The organism is Citreicella sp. C3M06, assembly GCF_018860705.1.
GTDB lineage: Bacteria > Pseudomonadota > Alphaproteobacteria > Rhodobacterales > Rhodobacteraceae > Salipiger.
In genome coordinates this window covers 55,611-77,004 of record NZ_JAHKQA010000091.1, presented here as the reverse complement: position 1 = coordinate 77,004, position 21,394 = coordinate 55,611, and the positions used below count along the sequence as shown (strand labels likewise).

Genomic DNA, 21,394 nt, shown 5'->3' with positions numbered 1-21,394 from the left:
TCGAGAAGGTGTAGCCCCATGCCCGCCTGCTGTCCATCGTCCGTCTTGCAAAACCCCGGCAGGGCGGGTTTGATCACCCTATTGCCAAACTGGATTACCCCATGATCCTGATGTTTTCCGACTGGATTTCCCATGAGCCTGACGTTTTCGACTGCCGAATTCACCACCCGCCTGCGGGTTCTTCAGCAAGCCATGACCCGCAACGATGTGGCTGCGGTGCTGCTGACACAAGAACCTGACATCCGCTATTTCTCGGGGTTCCTGACGCGGTTCTGGGAAAGCCCGACGCGGCCTTGGTTTCTGGTGATACCGGCGGCAGGGCAACCCATCGCGGTGATCCCCGACATCGGGCGGGCCCTGATGGCGCGTGGGCCAATTAGCGACATCCGCAGCTGGCCCTCACCCGATTACGCCGATGACGGGCTGACGCTGCTGGCCGACACGCTGCGCGAGGTGACGCGACCCGGCGAGCGTATCGGCGTGCCGATGGGGCGAGAGTCGACGCTGCGCATGCCGCTGATGTCGTGGGATCTGCTGCGCCGCCTGCTGGATCGGCCTTTCGTCGATGTGGCCGAGATCATCCGCGATCAGCAGATGGTGAAATCCCCCGCCGAGATCGCGCTGATCGAGACCGCCTGCGCCATCGCCGGGCGCGCCTTTGCCCGCGTGCCACAGATCGCGGCGCAGGGCACGCCGCTTTGCGATATCTTCCGGCGCTTTCAAAGCTTGCTGCTCGACGAGGGCGCGGATTGGGTCGGCTACGTTGCGGGCGGCGCGGCGCAGGGCGGCTACAATGACGTGATCTCGCCTGCCGCTCCGACGCCGCTGGTGCCGGGCGACATCCTGATGCTCGACACCGGGGCGGTGCACGAAGGCTATTACTGCGATTTCAATCGCAACTGGTCGGTCGGGCCGGCGGCGGTCGATGTCTCCGAAGCGCATGAGGTGTTGCATGACGCAGCGATGGCGGCATTCGACATGGCCCGGCCTGGGATCCCCGTCGCAGATCTGCACGCGGCGATGCTGGCGGTGCTCGCCCCCCGCGCCCATGGCCCGGTGACCGGGCGGCTGGGCCATGGTCTGGGGATGCGCCTGACCGAGCCGCCCTCGCTGATCCCCGACGACCGGACGCTGCTGCGCCCGGGCATGGTGCTGACGGTCGAGCCTTGCCTGCCGCTGGCGCATGACCGGCTGATGGTGCATGAGGAAAACATGGTGATCACCGAGGACGGAGCGCGCTGGCTCTCGCCGCTCGCCCCGCGTCAGATCCCGGTGGTCTAAAGCCCCAGCGCCGTGCGAACCTTTGCGGCGAAGTCATCGCCGCGCTGTTCGAAATTGTCGTACTGGTCGAAACTCGCCGCCGCCGGCGCCAACAGAACCACCTCGCCCTCCTGCGCATCAGCGCTGGCGCGGGCCACGGCGGTCTGCATGTCGGTGCAAACCTCGGTGTCGCACCCCGGCAGCCCCAGCGCAAAGCTCGCCGCTTCGCGCCCGATGACATAGGCCTTGGCCACGTTGGGCAGCCCCGGCGCGAGACCGCTCAGCCCACCGTCCTTCATCAGCCCGCCGCAGACCCAGCGAATGCGCGGGAAGGCCTGAAGCGCCTTGAGCGCTGCATCGACATTGGTCGCCTTGCTGTCGTTGACATAGCGCACCCCCGCCACTTCGGCGATGATCTGGCTGCGGTGCGGCAAGCCTTCAAAGCTGTGAAGGGCGCTTTCGATGGTCTTTGGCGGCACGTTAAGCGCGCGGGCAGCCGCATAGGCGGCGCAGGCGTTCTGGTGATTGTGCGCGCCGGGCAAGCCGCGCACCTCGCGCAGGTCGATCGAGGCCACCTGCCGCCCCTTGCGGGTCTCGCTGAGAAACCCCTTGCGGGCAAACACATCCCAACCCGGTCCGCTGAGTTTGCTGCCAGAAGAAATCCGGATGACGCGCGCATCTGCAGCGGTCTCCATCAGCTGGTTGGCGAGGTAACGGCCTTCGGGTTCATCCACACCAATGATGCAGCGATCAGGACCGCCCTCGGCAAAAAGCCGACGCTTGGCGGCGAAATAGCCACCCATACCACCGTGTCGGTCAAGGTGATCCGGCGACAGGTTGGTAAAGACCGCGACATCCGGAGTCAGCGCCCGCGCCAGATCGGTCTGGTAAGACGACAGCTCGAGCACCACCACCCCGCCATCCTCGGGCGGATCGATGTCCAGAACACCGCGCCCGATGTTGCCCGCCAGCTGGCTTTCCCGCCCCGCCACCGTCAGGATGTGATGGATCAGCGCCGAAGTGGTCGACTTGCCGTTCGAGCCGGTGACGGTGAGGACCTTGGGCGGCTGGTCATACTCGTCCCACTCGCCCCCGCCGAGCGAGCGGAAGAACAGGCCGATGTCGTTGTCGACCGGCACCCCCGCCTCCCAGGCGGCGGCGATCACCGGGTTGGGTGCAGGGTAGAGATGCGCGATACCGGGAGAAACAACCAGCCAGTCGACCCCATCAAAGCCACCCTGCTTTGCAAACTCACGAGTCTCGAAACCCTCGTCAATCGCCACCTGGCGCGCGGCAGGGTTGTCATCCCAGCACAACGGAATCGCGCCACCTTCGCGCAAACTGCGTGCCGCCGAAAGGCCGGACCGCCCCAGACCAAACACCGCGACCACCCTGCCTTCGAACCCACGTACCGGAATCATGCGCTTTCTCCTGATCTTGTGCATCAGGGCTAGCGCAGCGCAGCGCCGGATGCCAGAGCGCCCCTGCCCCCTCGGCATTCCAGATTTGAGAGACCGGAGGGGGCGCTGCCCCCGCCCTGCGGGCCCCCCGGGATATTTCAGGCCAGAGGAAACCGGGGCGCGGCACTTTGACTTCTTCTGGCCCTAAATATCCCCGCCGGAGGCAAGCCGGACATGGAGGCCAGGCGCTGCCTTCGATCAGCTGCGCGGTTTTCTGCGTTTGCGCGTCAACGGGCAGACGGCCGCAAGGCCAGCACCGAGGCATATGAGGGTAACACCAAGGAAGATGGGGGCGGATGCTGGCCAAAGGATGCGCTCATCGCTGCGTCGGAGCCTCCGGTGCGGGGAGGCTATGCACCACCGGCAGCGCCAAGAGAGACCCGCACTGCCGAACAGCGACGCACCGCGCGATCCTGTCCCGCGAAACGGCAAACTCCAGCCATGGCCAATGCCAGATGTTTATCGAGGCTGTGCCGTAACAAGATCTGTGAAGGATTTCTAACAGCCAGCGCGGGAACGGATAGGACGCAATATGGCGATCGGAGAAGCCCCATGGGGCGGCCCAAATCTCCCAGCCGAAGCTAGCCTTGGGGATGCCAGCCACGAAGTGGCACCAGTGCCTTTGTGGCATCATGCCGGAGAGAAAGGCTGGGGGCGCCTGTCGAGCCTCGCGCCCGGCTCAGGCCCTGGAACCCCAAGGACTGGATCGGGCTTTCGAGATTCCTCTTCGTCTCAACGTAGTTTCAGCGTCGCGAGACCGATCAGCGCAAGGATCAGCGAGATGATCCAGAAGCGGATGACGATCTGCGGTTCGGCCCAGCCCTTTTTCTCGTAGTGATGATGGATCGGCGCCATCAGAAACACCCGCTTGCCGGTGCGTTTGAAGTAAAGCACCTGAATGATCACCGACAGGGCCTCGACCACGAAGAGGCCGCCGACAATGGCCAGCACGATTTCGTGCTTGGTGGCGACGGCGATGGCGCCAAGCGCGCCGCCAAGGGCGAGGCTGCCGGTATCGCCCATAAATACCGCGGCGGGCGGCGCGTTGTACCACAGAAAGCCCAGCCCGCCGCCGATGAGCGCGGCGGAAAAGATCAGGATCTCACCGGTTCCGGGAACGTAATGCACCTCGAGATATTCGGTGAAATCGACGCGGCCCACGGCATAGGCAATGATGCCAAGCGTGCCGCCCGCGATCATCACCGGCATGATTGCCAGCCCGTCGAGCCCGTCGGTCAGGTTGACCGCATTGGCCGCGCCGACGATGACGATCATCGAGAACGGCACGAAGAAAATGCCGAGATTTAACAGTGCGTCTTTGAAAATCGGGAAGGCGAGCATCCCGGTCAGGTCATCGGGGTGGAACCATGCGGCCCATGCCCCGGCGATCCCTGCGATAAGAAAGCCCAGCAAAAGCCGCACCTTGCCCGATACGCCGTCGGTGTTCTGCTTGGATACCTTGGCGTAATCATCGGCAAATCCGATGGCGGCGTAACTCACGGTCACGAACAGCACCATCCACACGAACGGGTTGTCGAGTCGCGCCCAGAGCAATGTCGAGGTCAGCAGCGCGCCGACGATCAGCAGACCGCCCATGGTAGGAGTGCCCGCCTTGACGAAGTGCCCCTCGGGGCCGTCCGAGCGGATCGGCTGCCCCTTGCCCTGCCGCTTGCGCAGCACGTTGATCAGAGGAATTCCGAAGATGAACCCGAACATCAGCGCAGTCAGGAAGGCCCCGCCCGCGCGAAAGGTGATGTAGCGGAAGAGGTTGAAAACATCCCCCCCGTCGCTGAGTTCGGTGAGCCAGTAAAGCATCGCTGCGTCCCTTATCAGCCGTTGCCGCCCGCGGGGGATACGCCCATCCGCCGGATAGCGTCAACCACCCGTGCCAGCTGCATCGACAGCGAGCCTTTCACGAGCACGACATCGCCTGCATCCAGATCCTGACGGACACGTTCCGCCATCTTGGCGCTATCTTCGGTCCAGCGGCCCTGCTTTTCTTCGGGCAAAGCCCGCCAGAGTTCGTGCATCAGCGGACCAACGCAATGCACGACATCGATCTGCCGCATTGCCGGCAGATCGGCGAGCGCCGTGTGCAGGGCGATCTCGGCCTCGCCCAGTTCTTTCATATCGCCGATATAGGCGATCCGCCGCCCCCGCTTGTGCCGCCCGACGTCATTGCGGGGATGCGCCCCCGCCAGCACCTCGAGAGAGGCGCTCAGCGAGGCGGGGTTGGCATTGTAGGCATCGTCGATCAGTTCCAGCGCATTCTGCGTTTCCACCGCATCGAGGAACAGCTCTTCGCGCAGCCCGCGCCCTTCGCCCGGATACCACTGACCCAGCGCTGCAACCGCCAGCGCCCGGTCGCAGCCAAGCGCATGCGCCACCGCCAGCACACCCAGCCCGTTGACCGCGTAATGCCGCCCCGGCACCGAAACCTTGTAGAGCATCGGCGTGCGCCACGCGCGGGCCTGCACCACGGTGGTGGTGTCGCAGATCGTCACGTCTTCGACGCGGTGATGATTGCCCCGCGTCTCGCCAAAAGTGATGATGCGGGCGGCATGGGCGCGGGCCGCATCGAGCAGGATCGGCGTCACCGACAGATCGCCATTCACCACCGCGATGCCGCCCGGTTCCAGACCGTCGAAGATCGCCGCCTTTTCACGGGCAATGCCCTCTAGCCCGTCGAAGGCCGCAAGATGCGCTGGCGCCACGATGGTGATCATCGCCACATGCGGACGCGCCATGCGCGACAGCGGTCCGATCTCGCCGGGGTGGTTCATGCCGATCTCGATCACGGCGAAATCGACGTCGGCGGGCATTCGCGCCAGCGTCAGGGGCACGCCCCAGTGGTTGTTGTAGCTTTTCTCGGCGGCGTGCACACTGCCCTGCGCGCCAAGCACCTTGCGCAGCATTTCCTTTGACGAGGTCTTACCCACCGATCCGGTGACCCCGACCACTCTGGCGCGAGTGCGGGCGCGGCCCGCGCGGCCCAGCGATTCAAGCCCGGACTGAACATCCTCGACCAGCAGCAGCCGCTCTGGATCGACGCCCTCGGGAATGCGGCTGACCAGAGCGGCCGCCGCGCCATTCGCCAGTGCCTGCGCCACGAAATCATGTCCGTCGCGGGCCGCCTTGAGCGCCACGAACAGGTCACCGGGTTCGATGGTTCTGGTGTCAATCGACACACCCGACACTTGCCAGTCGGAAAACACCTTGCCGCCGGTCGCGGCAGCGGCCTCGTTCGATGTCCAGAGCGTCACAGGCCCCTCCCGTCCAGCGCCGCCACCGCAAGGCTGGCCTGCTCTACGTCATCGAAGGGGTAAACCGTGTCGCCGACGATCTGCCCAGTTTCGTGCCCCTTGCCGCAGAGCAGCAGCGCATCGCCCGGCCCCAGCATATCAACGCCGCGCAGGATCGCCTCGGCCCGATCGCCGATTTCCAGCGCGCCGGGGGCCCCCTCCAGCACCTGTGCGCGGATCGCGGCAGGCTCTTCGCTGCGCGGGTTGTCATCGGTGACGATGACCAGGTCGGCGTGCTCCATCGCCGCTGCCCCCATCAGCGGGCGCTTGCCCGGATCACGGTCTCCGCCCGCGCCGATCACCGCGATCAGACGGCCCATGACATGCGGGCGCAGCGCCTCGAGCGCGATTGCCACGGCGTCGGGGGTATGGGCGAAATCGACATAGACCGCCGCACCACTGCCGCGCGTCGCGGCCAGCTGCATCCGACCGCGCACCGTTTCAAGGCGCGGCAAGGTGCGGAACACGTCTTCGGCCTCGGTGCCGCAAGCGATGACCAGCCCCGCCGCCAGAAGCGCGTTCCAGCCCTGAAAATCGCCGATCAGAGGCAGGCGGAATTGTTCGACCACGCCGTGCCACGACAGGCGCATTTCTTGCCCCGTGGCATCAAAGCGCTGCCCCAGTAGCCGCAGATCCGCGCCTTCGCTTTCGCCCACGGTGATGACCTCTTGCCCGCGCGCCTTGGCGATGGCGAGCATGTCGATGCCACGCGCATCGTCGATATTGATCACCGCAATGCCGTCTTCGGGCAGCACGCGGGCGAACAGCCCGGCCTTGGCGGCGAAGTACTCTTCGAAATCCGCGTGGTAATCTAGGTGATCCTGGCTGAAATTGGCAAAGCCCGCTGCCAGAAGCTGCACACCGTCAAGCCGGCGCTGGTCGAGCCCGTGCGACGATGCCTCCATGGCGGCGTGATCGACACCCGCAGCCGCCGCCTCGGCCAGCGCCTTGTGCAGCGTCACCGGGTCCGGGGTGGTGTGGCGCAGCGGGGCCTCCCAATCGCCTTCGACTCCAGTGGTGCCGACATTGACGGCGCGAAAGCCCAGTTCCTGCCAGATACGCCGCACGAAGCTGGCGACCGAGGTCTTGCCGTTGGTGCCCGTCACCGCGACCATGACCTGCGGCTGGGCGCCAAAGAACAGCGCGCAAGCATAGGCCAGCGCCGCCTTTGGCTCGGCAGCGATGATCAGGGCGGCCTCGCTACCGCGCAGCGCCTCTTGCGCAATTTTCGCGCCCTCGGCATCGGTCAGGATGGCAACCGCCCCCTGCGACAGCGCGGTATTCACGAAAGTCGCCCCATGCACCCGGGTGCCCGGCATCGCCGCGAACAGATGCCCGGGCATCACCGCCCGGCTGTCCAGCGTGATGCCGCTGATGCGCGCCTCGCGCCCGCCCCGAGCCGTCAGCCCAAGGTCCGAGAGTGTCTTTTCCTCGCCCATGGCAGCCCCTTCACCCTGACAAATCCGCTGTGATGCAGCCTAGTTGCGCACCAGCGTTGCCTGCATTTCGCCCGTATCGTATTCCGGACGCAACCCCAGAAGAGGCGCGACCCGTCCGATGATCTCGGCCCCGATCGGCACCGATGTCCAGCCTGCCGTGCGGCGCGGTTTGTCGCCAGAGGTCTCGACCGGCTCGTCCAACGTGACGATCAGCACATATTCCGGCGATTCGGACGGGAACATCGACGCAAAGGTGGTGATGGTCTTGTCCTTGTAATAACCGCCGCCGTTTTCCTTTGGCTTATCCGCCGTGCCGGTCTTGCCGCCGACGCTATAGCCCGGCACGTCGCCAAAGCTCGCAGTGCCCTCGCTGACAACCTTGCGCAGCATCCGCCGCGCTTCCAGCGCCACGCCCGACGACATCACCTTTTCTCCGAGACGCGGCCCCTGCTGCTTGAGAAGCGTCGGCTGCACCGCATAGCCGCCGTTGGCAATCGCCGCATAGCCCGCCGCAAGGTGCAGCGGCGAGGATGACAGCCCGTGGCCGTAGGAAATGGTGACCGTCGACAGCTCGCCCCAGCGCTTGGGCAGCAGCGGCTGGCCGCCGGGGGCCTCGACCATTTCGAACTTCACCGGCTCGAAGAAGCCGAGCGATTTCAGGAACTGCTGCTGGCGTTCCGGCCCGATGGCCAGCGCCAGCTTGCCGGTGCCACGGTTCGAGCTTTCGATGATGATCTTTTCGACGGAGATCTGGCCGTAGTTGTGACCTTCGAATTCGCCGATGGAAAAGCCGCCGACCCGGAACGGCGGGCGGGTGTCGATGATGGTCTGCGGCGTCACCAGCCCCAGTTCCATTGCCTGCGCAGCAGCGAAGATCTTGAAGGTCGAGCCCAGCTCGTACACCCCCTGCACCGCCCGGTTGAACAGCGGGCTGTCGGCGGGCGCGCCCTTGGTGGGCGGATTGGGCCGGTCGTTCGGGTCGAAATCGGGCAGCGAGGCAATGGCGATGACCTCGCCCGTGTGCACGTTCATCAGCACCGCCGCCGCGCCCTTGGCATTCATCAGCTTCATGCCGCTGTCCAGCACGCCCTCGACCGCCGACTGGATGCCAAGATCCAGCGACAGCTCCAGCGGGGCACCGCCGCGCGCCGGGTCGCGCAGCTGCGCGTCGAAGTATTTCTCGATGCCCGCGGTGCCGATGACCTCGGCGGCATGCACGCCTTCGCGCCCGAAGCTGGCGCCGCCCAGCACATGCGCGGCCAGCGCGCCGTTGGGATACAGCCGCATTTCGCGCGGGCCAAACAGCAGGCCCGGCTCGCCGATGTCATGCACCGCCTGCATCTGTTCGGGGCTGATCTTTTTCTTCACCCAGCGAAACTTCGATTTCGGATCCTTGAAGCGCCGCTCCAGCGCCGCCCCATCGAGATCGGGAAAGATCTTTGCCAGTTCACGGGCCGCGCGCTCGGGGTCGACCATCTGCTGAGGATGGGCATACAGCGAATGGGTTTCCATGTTGGTCGCAAGAATGCGCCCCTCGCGGTCGACGATGTCGGCGCGGCTGGCAAGGATCGACGCACCGGGCGCATAGGCGCGCGGCTCGGTCGGCTCGGTTGCCGACAACAGCCCCATGCGCGCGCCGATGGTGACAAAGGCGCACAGGAACATCACCCCCAGCATCGCAAGGCGCCCTTCGGCGCGCACCCGCGAGCGGTCGCGCATCTGCTCATGGCGGATGCGGATGTTTTCGCGTTCGATGGCGTCGGGGTTCTCGCCCTTTTCGCGGGCGTGCAGGATGCGGGCAAGCGGGCGCAGCGGGGTGCGGGTCATTCGATGGCCCCCGCGCTGGTCACGTCCACCGGCTCGCTCACCACGAGCGGATCGAACATCGGGTAGGACACCTGATCGACCCGACCGAACTGCTCGGCGCGCATCGGCAGCAGCTCAAGCTTGGGAAAGTTCAGCAAGGCCAGCTCGCGCAGCCGGTCGGGGCGGTTCAGATAGGCCCATTCCGCCTTGAGGATCGCCAGCCGCGCCCGCGCATCGCCGATATCGCGTTGCAGATCCTCGACCGTGTCAAGCGCCGCCTGCGTGTCGTAATTTTCGCGGTAAGCCCAGAAGGCGAGGCCGATCAGGCCAAGGAACGTCGTGACATACAGCAGCGTTCGCATCAGCGGTTCCCCTTAAGCTGAGGCATGTTGAGCGTGTTGGCCTCGATCGGGCCAGAGGCAGCGTCGGTGCGGCGTCCGATGCGCAACAAGGCAGAGCGCGAGCGCGGATTCGCCGCCAGCTCTTCGTCATCCGCGCCGATGGCCTTGCGCGTCACGGTGGTGAATTGCGGCGCCTCGGTCTCCTGCAAGGGCGCGTGACGGCTGACCGCTCCCATCCGCCCCGAGCGCGACTGGAAGAACCGCTTGACCATGCGATCCTCGACCGAATGGAAGGTGACAACGCAAAGCCAGCCGCCGGGCTTGAGCGCCCGCTCCGCTGCCATCAGCCCGCGCCACAGCGCGCCGTATTCATCGTTCACCGCAATGCGCAGCGCCTGAAAGCTGCGAGTCGCAGGGTGGCTCTGGCCGGGCTTGGGGCGCGGCAGGCAAGCCTCGACGATGGAGCTGAGCCGCGCCGTGGTGACGATCGGCTCTTCGTTGCGCGCCCGGACGATGGCCTTGGCAATGCGGCGCGAGGCGCGTTCCTCACCGTATGTATAAAGAACATCCGCCAGCGTCGTCTCGTCGAGCGATTTCACCAGATCGGCGGCGCTGGTGCCCGATTGCTCCATCCGCATGTCGAGCGGGCCGTCCTTTTGAAAGGAAAAGCCGCGCTCGGCCAGATCGAGCTGCATCGAACTGACCCCAAGATCGAGCACAACGCCATCGACGTCCTGCGCCACCTCGTCCATCTGCGCAAAATTGCCTTCGTGCAGGACAAGGCGGCCTTCGTACTGCCCAATCCATTCGCTGGCCATGCGATGGGCCAGCGGGTCGCGGTCGATGCCGATGACCTTGTCCGCGCCAGCGTCAAGCAGGCCACGCGCATAGCCCCCCGCCCCGAAGGTGCCATCGATCCAGATGCCCGAAAGCGGCGCCACCGCCGCCAGCAACGGGCGCAGCAGGACAGGAACATGCGGGGCTTTGGTCATTCCACGTCGGCCTTCTTTCTGGGCAGCAGCGTTAGCGGGTTCTTCGGAAGTTCAACCGTGCGCTCGGCGGCGCGGCCCTGCTTGTCGCTGTCGTATAGTTCAGCATCCCAGATCCGGAAGGTGTTGAGCGAGGCGATCATCGCCGCCTCGGCCCCGATACCGAACTGGTCGCGCAGCTTTGCGGGAATCACGATGCGACCGGTGTCATCGACCGTCGCCTGAATGGATTTCGCGGAATAGATCTCTTCGAGCTGATCGCGCGCGTCGCCATATTCCATTTCCTCGATCTGGTCCTCGATTCGTTCGATTTCCTGAATCGTGAAACATTCGATATATGGATTGGCCTCGTTGCCGTAAACCATGACGAAATTGGGATTAAGCCCTTCGACCCAATCAGGATCGCAGGCTTCGAGAACGCGGCGAAACGAGGCCGGAATAGACACCCGCCCCTTGGCGTCGACCTTGTGCCGACTTTCGCCCCTGAACCTCAGTCTGCGGCTCACTGTCCCTACTCACGCCCCTTTGATTACGGATCCTTGAAACGAAATACGGCGGGTTGATCTGCTGCCACCGATCAACCCGCCGCCTTGACCCGCCGTGCGGGTTAGTCCGACTGCGCGCGCCACCTGGGGGGATGTCTGCTCGCTCGCGCGCCGGATGCGCTATGTTACGATGAAGGCCGGTTGCCTGTATGAACCTGCTCAATTTTTTTATTTATTCTGGGATGTTACGGGGTTTTTTTAACCCTCTGTGCCGCCCCTCATCGTGGTTAAAGGTATGTCATGGGATTTTATGGGAAGCAATGGGTTTTTTCGGCGCGACCTACTGAATGTTGTCTGCAGACCCTCTGGAAAACTACATATTGACGTTTTGTTAACTTTTTGGGCAGGATATCTGGTAACTCGCCCCGCGCCGATCACTAGATATAGTCACGCTGTCGTGAGCCCGCCACGATTCAGAAATTTTCCCAAAAAATCATTTGCTTTTGATCGCGTTCTGGAATGCCCCGAAACGGTCGAGATTCTCCTACCGTTTGTCGGGTATCGCTGCGGAAGATACGTCGAATCTTATCGATACGGCGGGAAACACCAAGGAATCGAGCGCCTGCCACCCCTGCCCGATCCGCAGAACAATGCTCCGACTAGCTGTTTCCCACAGCACCGCATCACCTTGCAGGTCATTTCCCATGATTTCCCAAACCCGGTACCATGAATTCCCAGACCATACCCAAAGCCAGGCCTGTAGGGCTGGATGCCCGTCGCCGACGCGTGCCAGCCGTTTTCGCAGCACCGCCCCTTCCGCAGCCGCCAGCACAGATCAGCCTGCGCGAGAGCAATCGTCCTGACCGGTTTAACCTACTGCGGATCAGCCCTCGTCACCGGCCTCAAGCCGGCCCCCCGCTGGCGGGTGTGATGCAAGAGCCCACCGAAGCGCCCGGCCATGCTCCGCGCTTTGAACGCAGCAGCCCGATCACGTGAGAGGCGCGCCTGACCTGTAGTCTAACCAAAAGAGGGAAATTGGTGGGTGATAAGGGATTTGAACCCCTGACATCTTCGATGTGAACGAAGCGCTCTACCACTGAGCTAATCACCCGGTGCGGGCCTCTTAAGGGAAGCGCATACGGGGCGCAAGAGGGCAATCGCATCCTGCCTCCACAAAAAATGCTGCCCGCGCCCGATACTGGTCAAGCTGCACACTTTGGGCTACTCCCGCCGGAGCGGAGGACAAGACCATGCGCGATATTCAGCTGATCATCTTCGATTTTGACGGGGTCGTTGTCGACAGCGAGGTGATAAGCGCACAGATGCTGGTGGCGGAACTGGCGTTGCACGGCGTGCGGATCGATCTCGCTTACGTGGCGCGGCATTTCCTCGGGCGCAGCTACCCGGTGGTGCTTGCGCAGATACGCGAGGAGTTCGGCATCGTGCTTCCCGACGGATTCGAAGCCGACTACCGCGCCCGCCTCGTGGCCGCCTTTCGCGAAGGGTTGCAGCCGATGCCGGGCATTCGCGACCTGCTGACACGGCTGGCGCTGCCCTATTGTCTGGCGACCAGCTCCAGCCCGGCGCGGGTGGAACAATCCATGCAGATCGCCGGGCTGTCAGAGCTCTTTGCCGGTCGGATCACCACCGTTGCCGAGGTCGCGCGCGGCAAGCCGGCGCCCGATCTGCCGCTGCTTGCCGCGAAAAAGGCCGGCATCGCGCCGCAGCATTGCCTTGTCATCGAAGATTCGCTGTCGGGCATCCGGGCTGCGCTCGCCGCGGGCATGCAGGTCTGGCAGTTCACCGGCGGCAGCCATTTCCGGGGCATAGACCTGCCTGAAGATCCGGGCACCCGCCCCCACCGCCGCTTTGACGATCTTGCCAAGGTTGCCGAGTTCGCCCCGACCCTGCTGACCTGCGCCGATGCCGATGCCGGAGACCGGCCGTGAGCGACGACGACATCCCCCAGAGCGATCTCGCCGCGCGGGCGGGCTGGCTATATTATGTCGGCGGAATGCGGCAGGACCAGATCGCCGAAGAGCTGGGCATTTCGCGCCAGCGGGCCCAGAGACTGGTGGCGCGCGCCATGAGCGAAGGGCTGGTGCGCGTGCGCATCGACCACCCCATTGCCGCCTGCCTCGAGCTGGAACGCGACCTGCGCCGCAAGTTCGGGCTGAACCGGGTGCGCGTTGCGCCCCGGCTTGGCCCAGAGCAGGATGCAACGCGCGCCATCGCCCCCAGCGCCGCCGCCGAGATTGAACGGCTGTTCCGCCAAGAGACGCCGCAGCTGGTGGCGCTTGGCACCGGGCGGATGCTGCGCGCGGTCTGCGAACAGATGCAGCCCGTCGCCGCGCCTCAGCATCGGATGGTGTCGCTGATCGGCAATGTCTCGCCCGACGGATCGGCCTCGTTCTACGAGGTGATCATGCGCTTTGCCGACAAGACCGGTGCGCAGCATTTCCCGATGTCGGTGCCGGTGATGGCCCGCAACACGCAGGAGCTGGAAGTCTACCGCGCCCTGCCCCATGTCGCCAACCTGCTGACCCTCGCCCGCGACGCCGATCTGACCATCGTCGGGATTGGGCAGATGGCCGACGACGCGCCGCTGCATGTCGATGGCTTTCTGACGGCAGAGGAGCTGCGTTCGGTGCAGGCGGCGGGCGCCGTTGGCGAGATCTGCGGCCATATCTTTGATTCAGACGGGCGATTCCTCGATCACCCTGTCAACAATCTCTTGGTGGGGCTTCAGGTTCCGGCGAACCGCGCTCCGGTGCTGTGCATCGGCGGAGGTATCAGCAAGATCAAGGCGTTGCGGGCCGCCCTCAAGGGCAAGCTGATCAACGGTCTGCTGACCGACGAATCGACCGCTGCCGAATTGGTCAGCAGTTCCTGAGTGAACTGCCAACGAAACAGCCTTGACACGAATCACCCTCCCGTGTGAGCTTTTCTTCACCTTGCGGGCAATTGCTCAGGAAACTGCGGCATCCGCTTGCGAGGAGGAGTTTTGGGAGGACTGCCTATGTCTACTTCGTTCCGCGCCCTCATGGGCGCGTGTGCCGTTGGCGCGCTTGCTACGTCGGCCATTGCCGAAACCACAATCACCGTCGCGACCGTGAACAACGGCGACATGATCCGCATGCAGAGCATGATGGATGACTTCAACGAAAAGCATCCCGACATCAAAGTCGAGTGGGTGACGCTGGAAGAAAACGTGCTGCGCCAGCGCGTGACACAGGACATCGCCACCAAGGGCGGCCAGTTCGACGTCATGACCATCGGCATGTACGAAGCGCCGATCTGGGCTGCAAACGGCTGGCTTGTCCCGATGGACGATCTGTCCGCAGAATACGACATCGATGATATCCTGCCCGCGATGCGCAATGGCCTGTCCTATGAGGGCACCATGTACGCCGCGCCGTTCTACGGTGAATCCTCGATGGTGTTCTACCGCACCGACCTGCTGGAAGAAGCCGGTCTGGAAATGCCGGCGGAACCGACCTGGGAGTTCATCCGCGAAGCCGCGGTTGCGATGACCGACAAGGACAACGAGATTTACGGCGCCTGCCTGCGCGGCAAGGCTGGCTGGGGCGACAACATGGCGTTCATCACGTCCATGGCCAACTCGTTCGGCGCGCGCTGGTTCGACGAGAACTGGCAAGCCCAGTTCGACTCGCCCGAATGGAAGGAAGCGCTGACCTTCTATCTTGATCTGATGGAAGAAGCCGGCCCTCCGGGTGCCTCGGGCAACAGCTTCAACGAGAACCTGACGCTGTTCAATCAGGGCAAATGCGGCATGTGGATCGACGCCACCGTCGCGGCCTCCAAGCTGACCGATCCCAATGAATCGGTGGTGGCGGACAAGGTCGGCTATGCTCTGGCACCGCACAAGGATGGCGTGTCCAAGAACGGCAACTGGCTCTGGGCATGGGCGCTTGGCATTCCCGCCGGCACCCAGAACGAGGAAGCCGCCAAGACCTTTGTGGAATGGGCAACCGGCACCGGCTACATCGAAATGGTGGCCGACAAGCAAGGCTGGGCCAACGTTCCCCCGGGCACGCGCACCTCGCTTTACGAGAACCCCGAGTACCAGAAGATCCCGTTTGCGCAGGTGACGCTCGACAGCATCAACTCGGCCGATCCGAACAACCCGACCGTGGACCCCGTTCCCTATGTCGGTGTCCAGTTCGCAGCGATCCCGGAATTCGCGGGCATCGCAGGCCAGGTTGGTCAGGAATTCTCGGCCGCCGTCGCCGGTCAGCAGACCGCCGAAGAAGCGCTCGAGAAAGCTCAGGATATCACCTCTGAAGAAATGGAAGCCGCAGGCTACTAAGCCGCGCCATCCGATCACCGGGGAGGGCTTGCCCTCCCCGGCTCCCGTTCAACGGGACCCATTCACCACGATCACCCGCGTTCATCATGCACCTTGCGTGAGCTAGAGAGGACAGTCGTCATGGCGACACAGCATTCCCGATCGGCAGCGCGCATGATGTTGGCACCCGCAGTCATCCTACTTTTGGGATGGATGCTGGTTCCGCTCATCATGACGCTTCTATTCTCTTTCAAAAGATACCTGCCCCTGCGCGGCGGCGACCTCGGCTGGACGGGTTTCGACAACTACGTGCGCTTCGTGACGTCTTCGGCATTCTGGCCCAGCGTTCAGGCAACGCTGGTCATCGTTCTGGGCACGTTGCTGATCACCGTGGTGTTCGGCGTGCTGCTTGGCATTCTTCTGAACCAGCCAATGTGGGGCCAGGGCGTGGTGCGTATCCTTGTGATCGCGCCGTTTTTCGTGATGCCCACCGTGACCGCGCTGGTTTGGAAAAACATGTTCATGGACCCGGTGAACGGGCTGTTTGCACATTTGTGGAAGTTCTTTGGCGCAGCGCCGGTGGAATGGATCAGCGACGCCTCGCTGTTTTCAATCGTGCTGATCGTCAGTTGGCAGTGGCTGCCCTTTGCCACGCTGATCCTGCTCACCGCGATCCAGTCGCTGGATGGCGAACAGCTTGAAGCGTCGGAAATGGACGGCGCGCCGGTGCTGAAGCGGTTCTATTACATCATCCTCCCCCACCTCGGGCGGGCGATCACCATCGTGATTCTGATCGAGACGATCTTCCTGCTGTCGATCTTTGCGGAAATCTTCGTGACCACCGGCGGTGCCTTCGGGTCGCGCACACTGACCTACCTGATCTTCCAGCGCGTGCTGGAAAGCCAGAACGTCGGGCTTGGGTCCGCGGGCGGTGTCTATGCAATCATTCTTGCCAACATCGTTGCCATCTTCCTGATGCGCATCGTCGGCAAGAACCTGGACGCGTGAGGAGCTGACACCATGGCACGAGCCGTTACCCAAAAACGCAAGATCATCAACACCGCCGCCGCATGGGCCGTCGGGTTGCTGATCTTCTTCCCGATCCTGTGGACCATCCTGACCAGCTTCAAGACCGAAGCCACCGCCGTTGCCGACCCGCCGGTGTTCCTTGCGTTCGACTGGACGCTGGCGAATTACCATGACGTGCTGGAACGGTCGAACTACGCGCGCTTCCTGTGGAATTCGATCTTCATCGCCGGGGGTTCCACCATCCTTGGCCTGATCGTCGGCATCCCGGCGGCGTGGTCGATGGCCTTTGTTCCCTCGAACAAGACCAAGGACATCCTGCTCTGGATGCTCTCGACCAAGATGCTTCCGGCGGTCGGCGTTCTGTACCCGATCTACCTGATCTTCATCAAACTGGGGCTGCTGGACAGCCGCACCGGCCTGATCATCGTGCTGATGCTGATGAACCTGCCGATCATCGTGTGGATGCTCTACACCTACTTCAAGGAGATCCCCGGCGAGATCCTCGAAGCGGGCCGCATGGACGGCGCCGGTCTCAAGGACGAGATCCTGTTCATCCTGACCCCCATGGCCGTTCCGGGCATTGCCTCGACCATGCTGCTCAACTTCATCCTGGCCTGGAACGAAGCCTTCTGGACCCTGAACCTGACCGCGGCCAAGGCGGCCCCGCTCACGGCCTTCATTGCCAGCTACTCCAGCCCGGAAGGCTTGTTCTTTGCCAAACTCAGCGCGGCCTCGACCATGGCTATCGCGCCGATCCTCATCCTTGGCTGGTTCAGCCAGAAACAACTCGTCAGCGGCCTGACCTTCGGCGCGGTGAAATAAGGAATTTCGATCATGGGACGCATTACGCTTGAGAAAGTGACGAAGAGCTTCGGCGAAGTGAACGTCATTCCGCCTCTCGATCTGGAAATCAACGACGGTGAATTCGTCGTGTTCGTCGGCCCTTCGGGCTGCGGCAAGTCCACCCTTCTGCGGCTGATCGCCGGGCTCGAGGATGTGACCTCGGGCGCCATCTCCATCGACGGCACCGACGCGACCGGGCTTGCCCCGGCGCAGCGCGGCCTTGCGATGGTGTTCCAGAGCTACGCGCTGTACCCGCACATGTCGGTGCGCAAGAACATCGCCTTTCCGATGAAGATGGCCAAGATCCCCGAGGATGAGCAGAAGCGGCGCATCGACGCCGCTGCCAAGGCGCTCAACCTCACCGATTATCTTGATCGCCGCCCCGGCCAGCTCTCGGGCGGGCAGCGTCAGCGGGTCGCCATCGGCCGCGCCATCGTGCGCGAGCCGCAGGCCTTCCTGTTCGACGAGCCGCTGTCGAACCTCGACGCGGCGCTGCGGGTCGGGATGCGGCTGGAAATCATGGAGCTGCACGAACGCCTTGCCACCACGATGATCTACGTCACCCACGATCAGGTCGAGGCGATGACCATGGCCGACAAGATCGTCGTGCTGCGCGCCGGGCATATCGAACAGGTGGGCAGCCCGCTCGATCTGTACCATTCCCCGCGCAACGAATTCGTCGCCGGTTTCATCGGCTCGCCGAAGATGAACCTGATCAAGGGTGAGGCGGCGCAAAGCCACAATGCCGCGACCATCGGCGTGCGGCCCGAACATATCGCCGTGTCCACCACCGAGGGGCTCTGGCAGGGCACCATCAGCGTATCCGAGCATCTGGGCTCTGATACCTTCCTTCACGTTCACGAGCATGGCCTTGGCGACGAGCCTCTGACCGTGCGTGTGGGCGGCGAGATCCCGGTCAAGCACGGCGACCGGATCTGGATGACCCCGGATCAGGAAAGAATGCACCGCTTCGACAAGAACGGCCTGCGGATGTGATCCGTTAACGGGCGGCCTTGACGCCGCCTGCGCCCGGCGCGACAGCCGGGCGCGACAACATTCCGCCCCGGCGGACGCGTGGCCCCGCGCAGAGGGCCGAACGCACCGCCGCCCGCCTCCCCCGGAGCGGCAGGTGCAGAGTAATCTGACGGAGCCGTCCCATGAGCCTGATCTCTGAGAATACCGACAAGCGCGTTGCGCTGCCTGCCTATGATCGCAAAGGGCTGAGCCACGGCATCGTGCATGTGGGCCTCGGCAATTTCCACCGCGCCCATCAGGCGGTCTATCTTGACGACCTGTTTGCCAAGGGGCTCGACCATGACTGGGCGATCACCGGCGCGGGCGTGCGGGCCCCCGATGCGCGGATGCGCGAAGCGCTGCTGGCGCAGGACTGCCTGTCGACCGTGATCGAGCTGTCCGCCGACAGCCGGAATCCGCGCGTCACCGGCTCGATGATCGACTATCTCCCGATCGAGGAAACCAACGGCCCGCTGATCGCCAAGATGGCCGATACCGCCACCCGCATCGTGTCGCTGACCGTGACCGAAGGGGGGTATTTCGTCGATCCCACCACCGAGACCTTTGATCCGACCCATCCCGACATTGTCGCCGATGGCGCCTCGCCCGATGCCCCGCGCACCGTGTTCGGCGCCATCGTCGCCGCGCTCAAGGCGCGCCGGGATGCGGGCCAGACCCCCTTCACTGTGATGAGCTGCGACAACCTTCCCGGCAACGGCAGCGTGACCCGCGATGCGGTCACCGGCACCGCGCGGCTGTCCGATCCGGCGCTGGCCGACTGGATCGCCGCCAATGTCGCCTTCCCCAATTCGATGGTCGACCGCATCACGCCCGCCACCGGCGATCGCGAACGCGCCGTCGCCGCCGGGTTTGGGCTGAACGATCCGGTCCCGGTGACCTGCGAGCCGTTCCGCCAATGGGTGCTCGAAGACAGCTTCACCCAAGGCCGTCCGCGCCTTGAAGAGGTCGGCGTGACCTTCACCGACCACGTGCATGACTACGAGCGGATGAAGATCCGCATTCTCAACGGCGGCCACGCCATCATCGCCTATGCCGGCGCGCTGCTTGGCTGCACGCTGGTCGACGAGGCGATGGCGCATCCGCTGGTGCATGGCTTTTTCCGCAAGGTCGAGGAAACCGAGGTGCTGCCGCAGGTGCAGCCGGTCCCCGAATTCACCGCCACCGAATATCTCGAACTGATCGTCGGGCGGTTCTCGAACCCCGAGGTCAAGGACACGCTGCGGCGGCTGTGCTTTGACGGTTCCAACCGTCAGCCGAAATTCATCGTGCCGGTCATCGTCGAGGCGCTGAAGGCCGATGCCTCGATCGACGGTCTGGCGCTGGAATCGGCGCTGTGGTGCCGGTATTGCGCCGGGCAATTCGAAGACGGCTCGGTGATCGAAGCCAACGACCCCGACTGGACCCGCCTTGTCGCCCTGTCGGAACAGGCCCGCACCCGCCCTGCCGCATGGCTGGAACAGCGCTCTGTCTATGGCGATCTGGCGTCGAACGCGCGCTTTGCCGACACCTTTGCCAAATGGCTGACGCGTCTGTGGGACGATGGGGTAGAGGTCACCATGGACGCCTACGTGAAAGGCTGATGCCATGAGCTACCTCGGAATTGATCTTGGCACATCGGGTCTGCGGGCGCTTCTGACAGGGGCGGATGGCACGCCGCTGGCCTCGGCCGAGCGTCATTACGAGGTGGCGCACCCCCAGTCCGGCTGGTCCGAACAAGACCCCGCCGACTGGATCGCCGCGCTGGAAGGCGCGGTGGACGAGCTGCGCGCCGCACCGGGCTGGGACGCGCTGAAGGGGATCGGTGTTGCCGGGCACATGCACGGCGCGGTGGCGCTGGATGCCTCGGATGCGGTGATCCGCCCCTGCATCCTGTGGAACGACAGCCGCAGCCATATCGAGGCCGCCGCGCTGGATGCCACTCCCGGCGCGCGCGAGATTTCCGGGAATATCGTGTTTGCCGGTTTCACCGCGCCCAAGCTGCTGTGGATGCGCACCCATGAGCCGGGCCATTTTGCCCGTATCGCCAAGGTGCTGCTGCCCGCGGCCTATCTCAACCTGTACCTGAGCGGCGATCACGTCGCAGACATGTCCGACAGTGCCGGGACCAGCTGGTTCGACACCGGCGCGCGCGACTGGTCCGATACGTTGCTCGATCTGGGCGGCATGAGCCGCGCCCAGATGCCCCGCCTTGTCGAAGGCTGCGCCCGCGCGGGCACCCTGCGCCGCGAGCTGGCGTCAAAATGGGGCGTCGGCAATGTCGCCATCGCTGGCGGCGCGGGCGACAACGCGGCGGCGGCGGCGGGCACCGGCGTTCTGAACGAAGGTCAGGGTTTTGTCTCGCTTGGCACCTCGGGGGTGTTGCTGGCGGCGCGCGGCGGCTATGCGCCCTCACCGCAAACCGCGGTGCACAGCTTTTGCCACGCGGTGCCGGACACATGGTACCAGATGGGCGTGATGCTCAGCTGTACCGACAGCCTCAACTGGCTGGCCCGCATCACCGGCACCCGCCCCGCCGAGCTGACAGCGCCGCTTGGCGAGCACCTCGCCGCGCCGGGGCGTGAGCGCTTCCTGCCCTACCTGTCGGGCGAGCGCACGCCGCACAACGATGCCGATATACGCGGTGCCTTTACCGGCATCGGCGCCGACACCACGCGCGACGATCTGACCCGCGCGGTGCTGACCGGCGTCAGCTTTGGCCTGCGCGACAGTCTCGAGGCGCTCAAGAGCACCGGGGCGCGGCCCGCCAGCCTGCTCGCCATCGGCGGCGGCACCGGCTCGCGTTACTGGCTGCGGCTGCTGGCGACGGTGCTGGATCTGCCGCTGCACCTGCCCAAGGCCGGTGAATTTGGCGCGGCGCTTGGCGCAGCGCGGCTTGGGCGCATCGCCGCCACCGGCGAGAGCCCGACAGAGATAATGACCCCGCCGCTTACTGGCGAGGTCATTGAGCCGGTCACTGGCATGACCGAGGCGCTGAATGCGGCTTATGCCCGCTTTGGCCCCGCCTATTCAGGCGTGAAGTCCATCCAGTGATCGCTCATCCGGCCGCCGCGGTTGCCTCCTCCCGCGGCGGTCGGCTTTTGAGGGAATTGATATCCG

The 21,394-nt window shown here is 64.3% G+C and carries 17 protein-coding genes and 1 tRNA gene; 9 read left to right on the top strand and 9 right to left on the bottom strand.

What is annotated here, in order from left to right; translation table 11 throughout:
- The first annotated feature begins 132 nt into the window (after positions 1-132).
- Positions 133-1,281: a Xaa-Pro peptidase family protein gene (locus KO516_RS21215; RefSeq protein WP_216005783.1), complete on the top strand. Its 1,149-nt coding sequence runs from the start codon at positions 133-135 to the stop codon at positions 1,279-1,281.
- Here the strand turns inward: KO516_RS21215 and murD are convergent.
- The 9 genes from murD to KO516_RS21170 all read right to left on the bottom strand — a co-directional run bounded on the left by murD (position 1,278) and on the right by KO516_RS21170 (position 12,193).
- The gene (gene murD, locus KO516_RS21210; RefSeq protein ID WP_216005782.1) at positions 1,278-2,681 is read right to left on the bottom strand and encodes a UDP-N-acetylmuramoyl-L-alanine--D-glutamate ligase; all 1,404 of its coding nucleotides are present in this window, start codon (positions 2,679-2,681) and stop codon (positions 1,278-1,280) included. The genes KO516_RS21215 and murD overlap by 4 nt on opposite strands.
- A gap of 771 nt (positions 2,682-3,452) precedes the next feature.
- Complete coding sequence (mraY, locus tag KO516_RS21205) at positions 3,453-4,535, bottom strand: phospho-N-acetylmuramoyl-pentapeptide-transferase (RefSeq protein ID WP_216005781.1); 1,083 nt, start codon at positions 4,533-4,535, stop codon at positions 3,453-3,455.
- 14 nt (positions 4,536-4,549) lie between these two features.
- Complete coding sequence (gene murF, locus KO516_RS21200; RefSeq protein ID WP_216005780.1) at positions 4,550-5,983, bottom strand: UDP-N-acetylmuramoyl-tripeptide--D-alanyl-D-alanine ligase; 1,434 nt, start codon at positions 5,981-5,983, stop codon at positions 4,550-4,552.
- Complete coding sequence (locus KO516_RS21195; protein WP_216005779.1) at positions 5,980-7,461, bottom strand: UDP-N-acetylmuramoyl-L-alanyl-D-glutamate--2,6-diaminopimelate ligase; 1,482 nt, start codon at positions 7,459-7,461, stop codon at positions 5,980-5,982. Before KO516_RS21195 ends, murF begins: the two co-directional genes overlap by 4 nt.
- 39 nt (positions 7,462-7,500) lie before the next feature.
- Entirely contained in the window at positions 7,501-9,288 is a 1,788-nt protein-coding gene (locus KO516_RS21190) for a penicillin-binding protein 2 (RefSeq protein ID WP_216005778.1), read from the bottom strand.
- Entirely contained in the window at positions 9,285-9,629 is a 345-nt protein-coding gene (locus tag KO516_RS21185; protein ID WP_216005777.1) for a cell division protein FtsL, read from the bottom strand. Before KO516_RS21185 ends, KO516_RS21190 begins: the two co-directional genes overlap by 4 nt.
- Positions 9,629-10,600: a 16S rRNA (cytosine(1402)-N(4))-methyltransferase RsmH gene (gene rsmH, locus KO516_RS21180; protein ID WP_216005776.1), complete on the bottom strand. Its 972-nt coding sequence runs from the start codon at positions 10,598-10,600 to the stop codon at positions 9,629-9,631. Before rsmH ends, KO516_RS21185 begins: the two co-directional genes overlap by 1 nt.
- Complete coding sequence (locus KO516_RS21175) at positions 10,597-11,103, bottom strand: division/cell wall cluster transcriptional repressor MraZ (protein ID WP_216005775.1); 507 nt, start codon at positions 11,101-11,103, stop codon at positions 10,597-10,599. Before KO516_RS21175 ends, rsmH begins: the two co-directional genes overlap by 4 nt.
- A gap of 1,015 nt (positions 11,104-12,118) precedes the next feature.
- Positions 12,119-12,193: transfer RNA gene (locus KO516_RS21170), tRNA-Val, on the bottom strand.
- A gap of 139 nt (positions 12,194-12,332) precedes the next feature.
- Between KO516_RS21170 and KO516_RS21165 the strand changes: the two genes are divergently transcribed.
- The 8 genes from KO516_RS21165 (at position 12,333) to xylB (ending at position 21,328) form a co-directional block, all read left to right on the top strand.
- Positions 12,333-13,031, top strand: coding sequence for an HAD family phosphatase (locus tag KO516_RS21165; RefSeq protein ID WP_216005774.1), 699 nt, complete (start codon positions 12,333-12,335; stop codon positions 13,029-13,031).
- Complete coding sequence (locus KO516_RS21160; RefSeq protein WP_216005773.1) at positions 13,028-13,975, top strand: sugar-binding transcriptional regulator; 948 nt, start codon at positions 13,028-13,030, stop codon at positions 13,973-13,975. The genes KO516_RS21165 and KO516_RS21160 overlap by 4 nt, the downstream gene beginning before the upstream one ends.
- 126 nt (positions 13,976-14,101) lie before the next feature.
- Positions 14,102-15,412, top strand: coding sequence for a sugar ABC transporter substrate-binding protein (locus tag KO516_RS21155; protein ID WP_216005772.1), 1,311 nt, complete (start codon positions 14,102-14,104; stop codon positions 15,410-15,412).
- Positions 15,413-15,532: 120 nt separating this feature from the next.
- The gene (locus KO516_RS21150) at positions 15,533-16,399 is read left to right on the top strand and encodes a carbohydrate ABC transporter permease (RefSeq protein WP_216005771.1); all 867 of its coding nucleotides are present in this window, start codon (positions 15,533-15,535) and stop codon (positions 16,397-16,399) included.
- Between the two features lie 12 nt (positions 16,400-16,411).
- Complete coding sequence (locus KO516_RS21145; protein ID WP_216005770.1) at positions 16,412-17,242, top strand: carbohydrate ABC transporter permease; 831 nt, start codon at positions 16,412-16,414, stop codon at positions 17,240-17,242.
- 12 nt (positions 17,243-17,254) lie between these two features.
- On the top strand, positions 17,255-18,259 hold the full coding sequence (locus KO516_RS21140) for an ABC transporter ATP-binding protein (RefSeq protein WP_216005769.1): 1,005 nt from the start codon (positions 17,255-17,257) through the stop codon (positions 18,257-18,259).
- A 161-nt stretch (positions 18,260-18,420) separates the two neighbouring features.
- Positions 18,421-19,878 carry a mannitol dehydrogenase family protein gene (locus tag KO516_RS21135; RefSeq protein ID WP_216005768.1) on the top strand — a complete coding sequence of 486 codons (1,458 nt, stop codon included), beginning with the start codon at positions 18,421-18,423 and terminating at the stop codon, positions 19,876-19,878.
- A 4-nt stretch (positions 19,879-19,882) separates the two neighbouring features.
- Positions 19,883-21,328, top strand: a complete 1,446-nt coding sequence (xylB, locus tag KO516_RS21130) for a xylulokinase (RefSeq protein WP_216005767.1) — start codon at positions 19,883-19,885, stop codon at positions 21,326-21,328.
- Positions 21,329-21,394 lie beyond the last annotated feature (66 nt).

Excerpts from the sequence above, each read along its gene's own strand:
- KO516_RS21145 (WP_216005770.1), top strand. The coding sequence starts at position 16,412 with ATGGCACGAGCCGTTACCCAAAAACGCAAGATCATCAACACCGCCGCC.
- xylB (WP_216005767.1), top strand. The coding sequence starts at position 19,883 with ATGAGCTACCTCGGAATTGATCTTGGCACATCGGGTCTGCGGGCGCTT.
- KO516_RS21135 (WP_216005768.1), top strand. The coding sequence starts at position 18,421 with ATGAGCCTGATCTCTGAGAATACCGACAAGCGCGTTGCGCTGCCTGCC.
- KO516_RS21190 (WP_216005778.1), bottom strand. The coding sequence starts at position 9,288 with ATGACCCGCACCCCGCTGCGCCCGCTTGCCCGCATCCTGCACGCCCGC.
- KO516_RS21150 (WP_216005771.1), top strand. The coding sequence starts at position 15,533 with ATGGCGACACAGCATTCCCGATCGGCAGCGCGCATGATGTTGGCACCC.
- rsmH (WP_216005776.1), bottom strand. The coding sequence starts at position 10,600 with ATGACCAAAGCCCCGCATGTTCCTGTCCTGCTGCGCCCGTTGCTGGCG.
- KO516_RS21155 (WP_216005772.1), top strand. The coding sequence starts at position 14,102 with ATGTCTACTTCGTTCCGCGCCCTCATGGGCGCGTGTGCCGTTGGCGCG.
- KO516_RS21165 (WP_216005774.1), top strand. The coding sequence starts at position 12,333 with ATGCGCGATATTCAGCTGATCATCTTCGATTTTGACGGGGTCGTTGTC.
- murD (WP_216005782.1), bottom strand. The coding sequence starts at position 2,681 with ATGATTCCGGTACGTGGGTTCGAAGGCAGGGTGGTCGCGGTGTTTGGT.
- KO516_RS21195 (WP_216005779.1), bottom strand. The coding sequence starts at position 7,461 with ATGGGCGAGGAAAAGACACTCTCGGACCTTGGGCTGACGGCTCGGGGC.
- KO516_RS21185 (WP_216005777.1), bottom strand. The coding sequence starts at position 9,629 with ATGCGAACGCTGCTGTATGTCACGACGTTCCTTGGCCTGATCGGCCTC.
- mraY (WP_216005781.1), bottom strand. The coding sequence starts at position 4,535 with ATGCTTTACTGGCTCACCGAACTCAGCGACGGGGGGGATGTTTTCAAC.
- KO516_RS21215 (WP_216005783.1), top strand. The coding sequence starts at position 133 with ATGAGCCTGACGTTTTCGACTGCCGAATTCACCACCCGCCTGCGGGTT.
- KO516_RS21140 (WP_216005769.1), top strand. The coding sequence starts at position 17,255 with ATGGGACGCATTACGCTTGAGAAAGTGACGAAGAGCTTCGGCGAAGTG.